The sequence below is a fragment of the Enterocloster sp. 210928-DFI.2.20 genome (genome assembly GCF_020554465.1).
GTDB lineage: Bacteria > Bacillota > Clostridia > Lachnospirales > Lachnospiraceae > Enterocloster > Enterocloster bolteae.
Map to the genome: position 1 here is coordinate 41,688 of NZ_JAJCHK010000002.1, position 13,941 is coordinate 55,628.

Genomic DNA, 13,941 nt, shown 5'->3' on the forward strand with positions numbered 1-13,941 from the left:
GTGTATCCTTTTCGGGAAACATAGCGTGTCTGTGGAAAAGAAAAATAAAAAACAGGATAGATTGTATAAAACACACAATACAGTTTGTGGAAAAAGTACAAAATATAGTTAAAATAGAACTGTCTATTGACATTTCAAACGTTTTAAATTATACTTTCAGTAAGAAATCCAGAAGGAGAGAGACCTGTATGACCATCAAAGATATTGCTAAAAATTTAAATGTCAGCTATTCCACTGTCTCTTTGTCCTTGAATAACGACCCCAGGGTCGCGGAGAAAACAAAAAAACGTGTCATAGAAGAGGCGGAGCGCCTGGGATTTACCTTTAATGCCAATGCCCGCAGTCTGGTGACCAAAAAAACAAACCGTATCGGCATTATATTTTCAGATAACTTTAATGCGCCTGATTACCGCTGGTTTTTCAATGAGATTGAGACCTACTCTACCAGAGCAGTTGAAAACTGCGGATATGATTTTTTGATACAGCCCAACAAAAACATACATTCCCAGAGTAATATACTCAGAATGGTCAATGGGAAGATGGTGGACGGCCTTGTTATTTTTTCCAAAACCCTGACAGAGGCCGAGTATAAATTCCTGAGTGATGCCGGCATTCCATATGTATATGTATATTTTAAACCTTCCTTTTCCGCAGATATACCGGATCATTTCTTTTGGGATGACAACAGGAAGGGGGGATACTGGGCCACAAAGCACCTTCTGGAGCATGGACACAGGAAAATCCTGACCATCCGTTCCAATGACCCGGAACTGAAGATGTATGATGACCGCACGGCCGGATACATGGAAGCCATGGCGGAATACGGCGCAGAGCCGGCGGTATTGACAGCCCGCATGGATTTTGAATCCCAGAAGGAGTTTGTAAGACAGAATATTGAATATATACGCAAATTTACGGGTATCTTTTCCCAGCAGGACCTTCCGGCCTTGTCCATTGTACAGCAGTTAAAAAAGTACTATGGGATGGATGTTCCGGAGGACCTGTCAATCGTGGGATATAATGATATTGAACTGATTCATTATCTGGACATTCCGCTGGACACCATTGCAGATCCCAGGGAAGAAGTGATTACCAATGCGGTTAATTCCCTTGTCTGCCGCATTGAGGGAAGGGAAGATCTGAATCCGCGGAAAATTTACCCGCGTTTAATCACACGGGGATCCGTACGGGACGCGGCACAGGCCGGTCCTGTAAAATAGGATGTTTTATGGTTTCTATGTGTTCACACTTAGCCTTGTAAAAGGCTTTGTTTTAATCCAAAATTTCAAACGTTTGAAAAAAGAAGGAGGACGTTATGATTATGCAGGAAAAGGAACCGGGTACATATGAAAAAACAGGTATTCCGGACCCGGTGATTCCGGGTAAGACAGATATGAAAAAAGGAGAGGAGAAGGGAACGAAAATGAAGGAAAAGCCAAAAAGCAGCGGTAAAATTTACTACGGTGAGACGGAGGAGGTGAACCCGGTCAGACACGCGGATTACAATGACTATCTGGAACTGGCTGGCTCAAAGCAGCAGCTGCCGGGGTTTGATGAGGAATACCGCGACATTGTGGACTATGTGCTTAAGATAACCCACAGAATATGGGAAGAAAAGGGAATCGGGGTCATTTATGACACGTACCATAACGATGTAACCATGCATTGTGCTTCCTCTAATCTGGTGGGAATCAAGGATGTGGTTGCAAATACGCTGATGACCCTGCATTCATTTCCGGACCGCCGTCTGATAGGGGAACAGGTTATCTGGTCAAAGCATGATACAAAGGGATATCTTTCCTCCCACAGGGTCCTGTCCACGGCCACTAATCTTGGGGACAGTGATTTTGGAAAGGCCACAGGGAAAAAGGTTAACTTCCGCACTGTCATTGACTGTGCCATTGAGAACAACCGTATTTACGAGGAATGGCTGGTAAGGGACAATCTGTGGCTGGTAAAGCAGCTGGGATTGGATGTCCATGAGGTTGCCAGGAATATGGCCAGGGGGTCAAAGGGGAAGACTCCTGCACTGCAGTCCCGGTTTGGACTGGGCGAATCCATGCAGGGGCAGTTTTTCCCTGAGAAATATAAGGCCGCTGATGACAGTGTCGGAGAAATGATGCTGGAAATGCACAGCCAGGTGTTTAACTATAAGATGATTAACCAGGTTAAGGCCTATTATGCGCCGGATGCAGTGGTTCACTATATATGCGGAAAAGACCTGGTGGGATATGAGGAGATTCAGGGAATGGTCATCAGTCTCCTGGCATCCTTCCCCAATGCGCATCACAGCGTGGACCGTGTTACCTGCAACAGGCGGGCCGGGGATGATGAATGGGATGTGGCTGTCAGATGGAGGCTGCGCGGACTGCATGAAGGCCGCGGCATGTTTGGGGCGCCGTCCATGAAGCCGGTGGATATATTAGGAATTAATCATTACCGTATTGCGGGAAATCAGATTCAGGAAGAATGGGTTACATTTGACGGCCTGGATGTACTGAAACAGATTTATATGGAAACAGAGGACAGCTATGCAAAAACAGAAGATAACATGACGGAGGGAGAGAGATAAATGTCTGCAATCGCACTAAATACGTCTGAAGCAGAAAACGAGATAATATTGGGAAAGAATCTGTCGGCTGGCCGCAGGAGTCTTGCATTCTTGTCCATTGTCATTGTATACTTTTTTTATTGTTACAATTTTATGGTGGGAACCTTTGTAAAGCCCACCATGATTGCAGAGGCAGCTTCAGGAGGGTTCGGTTTTACGTTACAGCAGTCGGAAACCATATTTGCGGTTATGTCCTTCGGAACCATTCCCGGAACCATTGTATTCGGCATACTGAATGCAAAGATAGGAAAAAAGTATACATTGATTGTGGTGGCGTCACTGATTGCGCTGACCACATTCCTGCCCATGATGACACCCGGCAGCTATCAGGTATGGCTGGTGTCCAGGCTGATTACAGGCGGTACCCTGGGAGGAGTATTCGGCTGCGCCATGCCTCTGGTGACGGAACTGTTTCCGCAGAAATACCGCGGCAAGCTGGCTGCGGTTCTGACCAGTCTCTTTTCCCTGGCCATGATTTTCGGGGGTCAGCTCTACTCATTTATGGGGGACTCCAACTGGCAGGTGCTGATGTATACAGCCATCATACCTCCGGCGGTGGGGGCAGTCATGATTTTCCTGTTTGTACCCAACGATTACCAGAATACCAGGCAGTTAAATGAAGTATCCAAACAGCAGAATGAGAAAATCAGCTATTTAAATATGTATAAGGGAAAGTATCTGTGGATTGGACTGGGGGTCATCCTGCTCTCCGGCGCTAACTTTACGGCCTACTCGGCATTTTCCAACAATGCCACTACATATCTTAGAAACTCCCTGGGGCTGAGCGCGGCAGTTGCAGGAGGCATTTACAGCCTTCAGGGAATAGGGCAATTAATCGGTTACAACATATGGGGATTCATTTCAGACAGGTTCGGGCGGAAAAAACCTCTGATTGGCATGGCGCTCAGCGCTGTGTTTGTATTCCTCTTTATGAGGCTGGGGGCCGGGAATATTACCCAGTTCAAGCTGGTATCGGTATTTTTGGGGTTTGCGGTCGGCTTTTCCGGTGCCTGGGGCGCCTATTATACGGAGTTGTTCCCGCAGAAATTCAGCGCCCTGTCCTCCGGAATCTCATTTAACGGGGGAAGAATCATATCCACCTTTGCCATTCCTGCAATTGCAGGCCTGGGATCCGCGGCTGCGGGGATGCAGGGGATCTTCATGGTATCCATGGCAGTATTTGTGGCAGGCGCGGTCATATGGATGTTCCTGCCGGAAACTTATCAGAAAAACGAAAAAGCAGCAGATAATGAATAACACACAGGAGGTTGTAAGATGGGACAATATCAGGAAGCAAAAAAGGTAGCATTGTCATATTTTGACGCACTGGAAAAGGCTGAACCGGAACAGGTGCTCCAGGTTTTCCGGGAATATATGACCGAGGACTATAATTGGAAGGGGGTATACCCGTTCCGTGAGCAAAACGGCAGGGAGGCTGTGGCGGAGTCATTCTGGATACCTTTAAAAAAGGCTCTCCGCCATATGCAGAGGAGACAGGACATCTTTATCGCTGGTACAAATGAAATCAGCGGTGAGGAATGGGTTATGAGCATGGGACATCTGATGGGTCTATTCGACCAGGATTTTCTGGGGATTCGCCATACCAGGAAAATGGCCAGCCTCCGTTATGCGGAATTCAGCTGTGTAGAGAATGGCAAGATATGCAAGAGCGGTATGTTCGTGGATTTAATCGGACTCATGATCCAGGCCGGCGAAAATCCACTTCCGCCTTCCACTGGAAATTATTTTATCTACCCCGGCCCCAGGTATCATGATGGAATTCTGTTGGAAGACGCTCCTGAAGAGGAAGGGATAAAAACACTTGCACTGGTAAATAAAATGGTAGACGACCTGGACGAGCTGAATAAGAGCGGGGCCATGGGCTGTCCCCCTGAGGTTTTGGAAAAGGCCTGGGCATCGGATATGATTTGGTATGGTCCGGGGGGAATCGGAGCTTCCTATACCATTCCGCGCTACCAGGAACAGCACCAGCTTCCGTTCCGCAATCATTTAAAGGACAAAACCTTTAACGGGCATGTATGCCGGTTTGCGGAAGGCAACTTTGCATGCTTCTTCGGCTGGCCTAACCTGACCAATACACCCATCGGAGGATTTCTGGGCTTACCCGGAGGAGGAAGAGGAGATATGCAGGTGGTGGATGTTTACTGCCGCAGGGGAGACAAGCTTTCTGAAAACTGGGTTTTAATCGACCTCCCGTACTGGCTGAAACAGCAGGGACTGGATATTTTTGAGAGGACACGTCAGATTCTGAACCACGACTGATTGTAAGCCGGCTCAGCCGTAATACGGAACCGGACCAAACAAAAATTTTAATAGAAAGGCAGGCATGACAATGACATTTACAATCATAGATGCTGCAATCATTTTCATTTATCTTATGGGAATGCTTGTGTTAGGATTTATCATGGGCAAGACCAACAAAACCCAGGAAGATTATTTTGTTGCAAAGCGTTCATTGCCATGGCTGCCAATCGGACTGTCCATTGCCGCCACCATGATTAGCTGCAACAGCTTTGTGGGAGGCCCAGGATGGGGGTATCACAGTGGACTGCTTCCGTTCATGCAGAACATGACAGTGCCATTGGCATTATTCATCAGCACTACTATATTTGTGCCCATGCTGTACGATCTGAAACTGACATCCGTATATGAGTACATTGAACTCCGGCTGGGTCCTAAAACACGGATGGCGGCAGTGCTGGGCTTCATCCTCAACTCCCTGATTCAGGTCAGCTCCATGGTGTTTGTCCCTTCCCTGGTCCTGCAGCGTTTTATGGGTGTCAGCATAAACATCATAATACCGGTCATTGTGGTGATTGCGGTGGTTTACACAATGGCCGGCGGAATCAAGGCAGTTATCTGGACGGATGCTATCCAGATATTGGTAATATGGGGCGGCCTGATAGGCGGAATGGTTTTCCTGTTCTCAAAGAGTGATATCGGATTTTTTGAAACCGTCCGCATGGCTGCACAGGCAGGGAAGCTGAGGGCGTTTGACACCAGCTGGCAGTTCTCCCTGACCAATGAGAACGGATTTTGGGCGGCATTGGTGGGGGGACTGTTTATGTGGTCACGGTATTTTTCCTTTGACCAGGCCCAGGTTCAACGGATGTTCACGGCCAAATCCATACGGGAATTAAAGCGTTCGTTTGTGGTGAGCGGTATCATGATGAATGTCCTCTATTTCCTGTTTATTTTTCTGGGAGCGCTGTTGTTTATACAGTTTGGCGGAGCTGCCTTTGAAAATGCCAATGATGTGATGATCCGTTTCATCGGAGGACTGCCGGCAGGACTGGTGGGGCTGCTGCTGGCAAGTTTATTTGCTGCAGCCATGTCCAGTGTGGATTCCCTGCTGAATTCCATGTCCACGGTATTTACCAAAGATATCTATGAAAGATATATAGAAAAGGGAAAGGAGGCCTCCTTAAAGACCTCCATGATGGTATCGGCCGTCTGGGGAATCCTGGTATATATCATCACCATGCTGGCCTTTTCCGGCACTTCAAAATCTATTTTGGCGGTTATCGGCAGCTATATATCCTATATAAGCGGCCCTACCTGCGGTATATTTCTTTTAGCCATGCTCACGAAAAAGGCCAATGACAAAGGAACGGTATGCGGTGCTGTAGTTGGTTTCATTATCACATTGCTGTTTGGAACATTGGCCGGATTTACCTGGATGTGGAATTCTGCCTTTGGTACGGTGATGACCTTTCTGGCAGGGTATGTATTCAGCTGCCTGTTTGGAGAGCCGGCGGGAGAACAGGCCCGGCGTTATACAATCCGCGGCCATATGGCCTGTTTGAAGGAGCAGGGGCGTACCGAGGAAAACGGTATCAGCCTTATGCCCTTTGCAGTTGATAGATACAGTATGATCCTGTTGGTTTTCTTTTTGATTCAGCTGGCGGTCATCTGTTTCTTTCAGCGGGCTTAGGGGCATACTCCGGCGGCCCGTGTGCGTCAGACTGTCCCGGCTCCCATGAACTGCGCTATCAGCCCTGATGTAAAGAAAGTCCCGAAGATCACTAGCAGCGACACCAGAACGCCCTTCCAGCCAATGGACAGGAATGCTTTCCAGTCCTTGCCTAACAGCACGCCGGCAAAGGCCAGAATGGGGGTGATGGAAGCCATTAAATCAATTTTACCGGTCCAGTAGATAATGGGAGCGGATACGGGAGAAGCAGGGACGGCGGCCAGCATTCCGATAATTCCGATATAGGTTACAGCCGGCAGGCTGCTGGGGATGAAGTGTTTTGCCGTCAGTCCAAGGAAGCTGATTACGCACAGAATCAGCATTCCGGGAATGGATTCCAGAAACCGTCCCCCATACCCCACGATATTACAGGCCATGGTCAGAATCACCATTACAGTCAGTGAAATTACCCATTCCACGCAGAGACTTTTAAAAGATACTTTTTCGCTCATGATGGTACCCCTTTTCTTTTCATGACCTTATAAATCAGGTTGCTCAGCGGGATGGTTATAAAGATCCCAAGGTAGACTGTGATTGCAGATGAGATAACATTGCTGATGGTTGCAAAGGCTGTCAGCGTGTCGGGATTGCTGGCAGGGGATGCTTCTATCACACCTGCCAGTCCTGCCGCCATCATGGAGGAACTTCCTGCCCCCACAGCCATGGCGGCGGCTTCAGGGCGGAAGATTCCAAGGGTGACAAAAAGCGGAGGAATAACACTCATAAAAATGCTGCCGAATACGGTTCCCACGATGTAGCAGACCATAACGCCCTTAAATTCATCGGATTCACTGCCGTACATATCGGCAATCAGAGCAACATTCGGCTCGCGGCTGAGCGCATAGCTCATGCCCACGGCTTCCCGTTTCATGCCTAATATCAGGGCAATGGGAAGGGCAAAAAGCACGGTTCCAATGTTTCCGATGTTCTGTAAAATCAGGATTGGACTGGCGGAAATCATCTCCTTTATGGAAGCGCCGCTGGAAATGCCCAGCTTTGCCATGGCGAACACAACCCCCATGGACAGCATCCTGGAAGCAGCCGGAACATAAGCTTTCCCCACTCCCCGGACCGGTTTTGCCAGATACAGGACCAGCATAAGAAGCATGGCGTATAACAGCGGCAGAAAGGTAACGGTAAACCTCCCTAAGGAGAGCTTAATGGGACCAATGAATTCTGCGGCCAGGCAGCACAGGATAACACATAGAAAAAATGAAGAGTATTGTTTTGTCATATCAGACAGTTTCTTTCGCATAGTTATTGCCCCCCTTCTCTGGGCCGTCCGGCCTATTTTTTCAGCTTTTCCAGAATCTCCGCCCGTCTGGCTTTTGTTCTGCGCAGCCAGATAACAGTCAGTACCAGTCCGAAAACAGTAACGGCAAAAAGGTAGACAAAGAACAGGCGGTATCCGGCGGCACCTGGAAAATGATCCAGAATCACACCAGCTACAAAGGGTGATGTGGCCTCCGGCAGATAGCCAATGGCACATATCAGGCCGATAGCGGTTCCCACGCATTCAGGCGGGAAATATTCCTCATCCATAATGGCAAAATGCATGGTTACGCACATATACATGCAGAAGAAAATCATCAGGCAGGCCACCAGAATGGGAAGGACTCCCATGGAGGACGGAACGGCCAGGATAATAACCAGAGCAATAGCGAGTCCAATCTGTCCAATGAGCATGACCTTGGAATTGTTGATTCTGTCGCCCAGCACGCCTGCCCCGAAGGAGGCAATGGGACGTATGTACTGTGAGGAAGAGGACAGAACAGCGCCAAGAAGCGCGCTGACACCGAACACCTCGGTTACATAAGGTGAAATATAATAGTAACCGGTGCTGATGGTTAATGTCGCGAAGATGATGCCAATCATCAGCCAGACTGCAGGCATTTTGAGGGGCTTTGTAAGCATTTTTAAGTTTACAGTATCATTGCTGTCACCTTTTTTGCCATCGTCAATTCCCTTCAGCAGGACAATATCAATCACACCCAGGAGAATGGTCATAACAGAATAGAACAGAATGATTCCGCGTACGCCAAAGGATTCGCTTTTTATAATCGTCATCTGGCCGAAAATCAAAGCAGCGATTGCCAGATATACGGCGTTTGAGATACCGCGTCCTCCTTCAAAGATACCGAAGGCCTTTCCCTGCTCATTGACAGATGCCAGATTACGCACTGCCTTTGTCTGAGCCGGGAAAAAGAGCATCAGGCAGGTGATGGCAAACAGACCGTGAATGATTACCATAATGATGGGAGAAGGAATGGTCAGCATCACAAGTCCCAGGGCGCCTGTTGATATCATGGCTGCAGGAATCAGTTTTTTGATGGATATGTAGTCGCAGATAATTCCGCCGAACAGGTATGCGGCGATTCCGCCTACGCCGAGGGCCGTACCGCACAGGCCCATCTGGGTATTGGTCATGCCGAAGGTTTCCATAAAGGGATTATAATAGTATGAACGGAACCAGGGAAGAGAGCAGATAAAGGAACCGGACAATGTCAGCGTGATTAAGAGCGGCAGATTCTTTTTTAAGGATGGAGTTTCCATATGTTCACCTCGTTTGTCCATTATGGTAAAATTTGCTCGGTTTCAAGAGACTTTACATAAGTACAGTAGTCTTCGGCGCTGGCGAACAGGGGCTTATGGGCCGCCTTCACTTTTTGGGCCAGGGCGCCCCCGTCATCCAGCAGGCGGCAGGCCATGGCAGCCAGAAATAAAGATGCGGTTTCATATATTTTCCGGTCCGCAATCCTGTAATCCGCCCCGTGATGGTCCCCATACATATAGTTGACAAATACCTGGATTCCGGGAATGACCTCGTTTAAGTCGCCAAGATCCGTAGAACCGCAGTTATGTCCGCCTTTGTTTACGCGGCCTTTGCCCAGGATATCGTCTGCTGTCTGAACCGCTGCCTGGTCAAGCTCCGGCAGGGGGCGGTAGGGCAGGTAACCAGGCTGTGTGCGAACCAGGGCCTTCCCGCCGAAGGCGTAAGCGCCTGCCCCCATGGCCTGGTCAAATTTCTTTGAAACATCCAGAACCGTTTCCGTCTTTCCGGCACGGCACAGACATTCTACGCATACTTCCTCAGGAATGGCATTTACAACCGTACCGCCTTTGGTGATGATTGGATGAACACGCACAGTATCGCTGTCCTTAAAGGTTTCTCTTAAGGAATTGAGAGCAGTCAGAGCCGTGTTTGCCATGTACAGGGCGTTGATCCCGTTTTCCGGATCCGCTGCCGCGTGGGCGGATCGTCCCTGGAATGTGACATTTTTGGAGATGAAGCCGTTGTGGGAGCCAAGGATGGTGATTGTGCCGTCATTTCCCAGACCGGCGTGCATGGAGATGACAATGTCCACGCCGTCAAATGCGCCCCGGTACAGCAGTTCCGCTTTGCCGCAAAGGTAATGGAGCCGCCCCTTTTGGATTTCCCGGGTTCTCCACTCTATCTCCAGGCATTCCTCCGCAGGAACACCGGCTAACATGACCTTTCCGCCGAAATTCTCTAATACGCCGCTCTCTGTGAGAGTGATGAACGCCCCCATGGCTGTGGCCACCTGGATGGAATGGCCGCAGGCATGGGCTGCACCTGTTTCAGGATTGCAGTCCGGATGGGAATAGCAGATAAGTGAATCCATCTCTCCCATGATCATCACACAGGGGCCGGGCCTTCCGGTGTCATAGGTACAGGTAAAACCTGTTACATCCGGCCAGGTACAGGCCTCAAAGCCATGGTTTTTCAGAACCTCCAGACAGTATTTCTGGGTTTCTGTTTCTTTAAATCCTGCCTCCGGGTGATGCCAGAGCCAGTCACCATTTGCCTCTATCTCCGGCAGTTGTTTCTTAAGCTCGGCCTTCAGCCGGTCCAGCGTTTTCTTGTATAATTCTTCCATTCGGTTTTCCTCCTGATTTCCGATAAAAGTAAAATATGCTGCATTTACGGATACGCGCGTCCTATGATTTTGTATTTTATTACTAAGACGGTCAGGAGTAAAGTACCATAATGATTTTGATATGTGTACCAATATGAATATTGGTACACTATTTTGCTAGATCCGGCAGGAATTCAGGACCTCTGCCATGCGCCGGCACCCCTCTGCGATTTCTTCGTCCGTGACAGAGGAATAGGAGACCCGGATATAAGACTCTCCATGGCTGCCCTCGGCAAAAAAGGTATTTCCCGGCATGAGAAGCAGTCCTGTCCGCTCTGCCGCCGCGGCAATCTGCCGGTCATTTGTATATTCAGGCAGGCGGATCCAGATAACAAGACCGCCGTCCGGGACAGAGAAAGACAAACCGGGAATACAGGAGAGGGCGCTGCACATCAGATCGCGTTTTTTTCTGTAAAAGTCAATCAGAAACTGTCTGTGCTTTTCATAGTATCCCTTTTCAAAAAAACGGGCCCACATATACTGGCTTAAGCTGTTGAGAAACATCTGATCCTTATTCACAATACGCCGGTAGGTCTTGATCACATTATCAGGAGCCACGATATAGCCCACCCGGGCGCCGGGGAAAAAGGACAGATTAAAGGAATCTATATAAATGACCGAGTTGGTGCGATCCATGGAGTACAGGCTTGGAAGTGTAATGCCGCTGTAGTTAAAGTCGAACAGGGAGTCATCTTCCACTATGGGGATGTTGTGTGATAGGGCGCACTGAAGAAGCCGTTTCCTTTTTTCCAGGCTCATTACGGCTGCAGAGGGGTTGTGGAAGTTTGGCATGGAATAGATTAACTTGGGGCGATAGCGTTCAACCAGGTTTTCCAGTATTTCGATCTGGATACCGTCTTTTTCCACGGGAACAAAGAGCACATGGGCTCCTGTATGCAGAAGGATGTTGACAATGGCGGGCATGACCGGTTCCTCCACAATTGCAAAATCACCTTCCTTCAGATACATGAAGGCGATATTGCTCAGGGCCTCGTAAGTCTCGGTTATGATTTGGATATTCTGGGGCTGTACGTAAATCTTCCTCCCAAAGAGCAGGGATGCCAGGCATGCTCTCATACGCTCCGTTCCCTGGGGATCGCAGAACCAGAATGGCTCTAAGTCATCACCGGAAGTAATTTCATCCATAATCTCATGCAGATAAGGCAATGGAAGTGTTTCTTTATTTACCAGAACGCCGGCAAAGGAAATGCTATCGGAGAGGTATGAGGAATTATACAGACGCTGGAACGTATTTTGCGTCCCTAGAAAATGGTAATTAAAATTCTTGTCCAGAGAAGAAAATGCTTTCCTTGTATCCGGTTTGCCGTCGGGTTTTACCTCGGAAGGGCTGTTTCTCACAAAATATCCCCTGGGTGCCTTGACGGAGGCATAGACCAACCCCTCATGAATGAGCATCTCATACGCCTTTTTAACAGTATTGCGGTGGACACCCAGCTTTTCCACCAGCTGGCGCTCCGAGGGCAGCTTAAAGCCGTCGGAGAGCTGGCCGGAGAGTATCTGACTGCGGATTGTGTTCCGGATCTGTTTGTACAGCGGGGTTGTACTGTTTTTCTTCAGTTGAATCTCCATATTCGCTCCTTTTATGATATTCCTTCAAAGTTTCTGTCTTGTTTTATATCATTCTAATTCAATTATATTATAAAAACAATGAATTTCTGTCATATGCGGAGTGCGCGGGTTCTGCAACGGATGGCATATACCAGTCAGATGAAACCCGCCCTGATTCAGTTGAAATATTTCCGTATAAAATAGGAGGGTGTGCAGCTCCATGCATGGCAATAGCTGTTAATGATTCTGGAGCCATAGGGGGAGGCATACCTGTCCCTGGGATTAAAGAGTTCCCAGAAACAGTCCGCGCCCAGGTCCGCCATCTGTCCCCAATAAAAGCGGATGTAGTGGAGTGCAGTGTCCTTCATGCCGTTTTGTATCAGGGCTTCTATAAAATGATGGTACATGTAGGGGGTAACCATTCCCACAGGCGGGTCCTCCTTTACAAGATGTTCCAGCAGTCTGCGGTTTGACTCCTGGTCCAGCACACCCGCCAGGACCAGCCATATCTGAGAGGCCCAGGACACCTGGCGGTTCTGTCCGCTTATGAAGAACCGCAGTTCCTTATCCCACAGATATTCCAGGGCTCCGCGGACAGCGGTTTCTATCCAGCTCTCCAACTGTTTGACGGATTCTGCCCCGGATGTCTCACTGCACATAAGCCGGGCTAAAGAAAGGGCCTGCCTCAGGGTGTAAATCAGGACGCCCTGTGCGCCGGCCTGTTTGTTCAGACTGTCATTCCAATCCAGGAAGCACCACCAGTCGCCGCTGTCTTTTACCACGCCTCTGCCATCCAGACGTTTTAGCGCAAGCTCAGCCTGGTGGTAAGCAGCAGGCCACAGCTGCATCAGGGTTTCCCGGTCTCCGGTGGCCTGATAATAGTCATGGAGACAGGAAATAAAGAACAGGCCATAGTCAAACAGGGAAGTATCATCTACCATCGGGGCCGGCCGCAGGAACAGGCAGGCGCCTACATGATGTTCGTTTTGGGTAAGTCCGGCAAACAGGTACAAGCACCGCTTTACCAGATCATAGTTCTTAAATGTTTCGTAATTGGTCAGAGCCTGGAGCCTTAAGTCTCCAATCCATAGGCGCCGGTCGCGTTTGGGGCCATCCTCAAACACAGACTGCATGCAGTCCTCCATTGTCTTAAGGGCTATGGCGTCGATTCGTTTCAGGTCTTCCGGCACATTTTCATTCAGGGGATCTACCTGGGACATGTCGCCGGAAGTGACGGTATCACAGGATACATCACTTAGCAGCACCTGGTATTTGGGGGAGGTGTCCATGACCTTCAGTTCCAGGTAGCGGAAAGCGTACCGCCTGGGCAGAGAGATTCTGGCCGGCATCTCATCAATATGAAGGTATTCCTCCTGGATCCAGCTGCTGCTGATGGAGCCCTGGTAGGATGCGGTGTCCTCCATAATTTCACAGGGCATTTCCCCCAGCTTAATCCGTATATGGGCCGGAGCGTCAGGCGGACTGCCTGCAGGCGTCAGGCGGAAGGATATATAACCCACATGATGGGTGCCAAAATCCAGGCACACGGAACTGCCCTTTGACAGAGGCATGGTATCCAGTGCTTCCACGGGCTGCATACGGCAGGGAATCCAGTCAAAGACCCGGTCTGCCCTGTTATGGACCGGGAGGTCCCAGTCATTGGGCTTGTCTGGGGCATCAGAAGGCTGGAATGAGACGAGCTGCGCGGGCCGGACTGTTTTGTAGTGAAGAGCTGGCTCCAGTTCCTGGGCTTTTCTTACGAAATCCTCATTTATATTCATTTCAAAGTTTTCAATATGATTTGTAATCTGCGCCATTGTTATATCTCC

General features: G+C 49.1%; 11 protein-coding genes. 5 read left to right on the plus strand and 6 right to left on the minus strand.

Annotation, left to right across the window (positions count from 1 at the left end; genetic code table 11):
- Window positions 1-188: 188 nt before the first annotated feature.
- The 5 genes from LI015_RS03025 to LI015_RS03045 all read left to right on the plus strand — a co-directional run bounded on the left by LI015_RS03025 (window position 189) and on the right by LI015_RS03045 (window position 6,566).
- Window positions 189-1,220: a LacI family DNA-binding transcriptional regulator gene (locus tag LI015_RS03025; RefSeq protein ID WP_117625469.1), complete on the plus strand. Its 1,032-nt coding sequence runs from the start codon at window positions 189-191 to the stop codon at window positions 1,218-1,220.
- 95 nt (window positions 1,221-1,315) lie between these two features.
- Entirely contained in the window at window positions 1,316-2,572 is a 1,257-nt protein-coding gene (locus LI015_RS03030; protein WP_227124109.1) for an ester cyclase, read from the plus strand.
- Window positions 2,573-3,868: an MFS transporter gene (locus tag LI015_RS03035; protein ID WP_227124111.1), complete on the plus strand. Its 1,296-nt coding sequence runs from the start codon at window positions 2,573-2,575 to the stop codon at window positions 3,866-3,868.
- A gap of 18 nt (window positions 3,869-3,886) precedes the next feature.
- Window positions 3,887-4,894: a nuclear transport factor 2 family protein gene (locus tag LI015_RS03040; protein WP_002568706.1), complete on the plus strand. Its 1,008-nt coding sequence runs from the start codon at window positions 3,887-3,889 to the stop codon at window positions 4,892-4,894.
- 70 nt (window positions 4,895-4,964) lie between these two features.
- Window positions 4,965-6,566 carry a sodium:solute symporter family transporter gene (locus LI015_RS03045; RefSeq protein ID WP_227124113.1) on the plus strand — a complete coding sequence of 534 codons (1,602 nt, stop codon included), beginning with the start codon at window positions 4,965-4,967 and terminating at the stop codon, window positions 6,564-6,566.
- Window positions 6,567-6,592: 26 nt separating this feature from the next.
- On the opposite strand, the gene LI015_RS03050 is transcribed toward LI015_RS03045, so the two are convergent.
- From LI015_RS03050 to LI015_RS03075, 6 genes are all read right to left on the minus strand, one after another.
- Window positions 6,593-7,057: a hypothetical protein gene (locus tag LI015_RS03050; protein WP_002568704.1), complete on the minus strand. Its 465-nt coding sequence runs from the start codon at window positions 7,055-7,057 to the stop codon at window positions 6,593-6,595.
- Window positions 7,054-7,860, minus strand: a complete 807-nt coding sequence (locus LI015_RS03055; RefSeq protein ID WP_002568703.1) for a DUF3100 domain-containing protein — start codon at window positions 7,858-7,860, stop codon at window positions 7,054-7,056. The genes LI015_RS03050 and LI015_RS03055 overlap by 4 nt, the downstream gene beginning before the upstream one ends.
- A 32-nt stretch (window positions 7,861-7,892) precedes the next feature.
- Complete coding sequence (locus LI015_RS03060; RefSeq protein WP_002568702.1) at window positions 7,893-9,158, minus strand: MFS transporter; 1,266 nt, start codon at window positions 9,156-9,158, stop codon at window positions 7,893-7,895.
- Window positions 9,159-9,178: 20 nt separating this feature from the next.
- Window positions 9,179-10,504: an amidohydrolase gene (locus tag LI015_RS03065; RefSeq protein ID WP_227124116.1), complete on the minus strand. Its 1,326-nt coding sequence runs from the start codon at window positions 10,502-10,504 to the stop codon at window positions 9,179-9,181.
- Between the two features lie 156 nt (window positions 10,505-10,660).
- The gene (locus tag LI015_RS03070) at window positions 10,661-12,133 is read right to left on the minus strand and encodes an aminotransferase-like domain-containing protein (RefSeq protein WP_117625465.1); all 1,473 of its coding nucleotides are present in this window, start codon (window positions 12,131-12,133) and stop codon (window positions 10,661-10,663) included.
- A gap of 155 nt (window positions 12,134-12,288) precedes the next feature.
- Window positions 12,289-13,929 carry an alpha-L-rhamnosidase-related protein gene (locus LI015_RS03075; protein WP_227124118.1) on the minus strand — a complete coding sequence of 547 codons (1,641 nt, stop codon included), beginning with the start codon at window positions 13,927-13,929 and terminating at the stop codon, window positions 12,289-12,291.
- Between the last annotated feature and the right edge of the window lie 12 nt (window positions 13,930-13,941).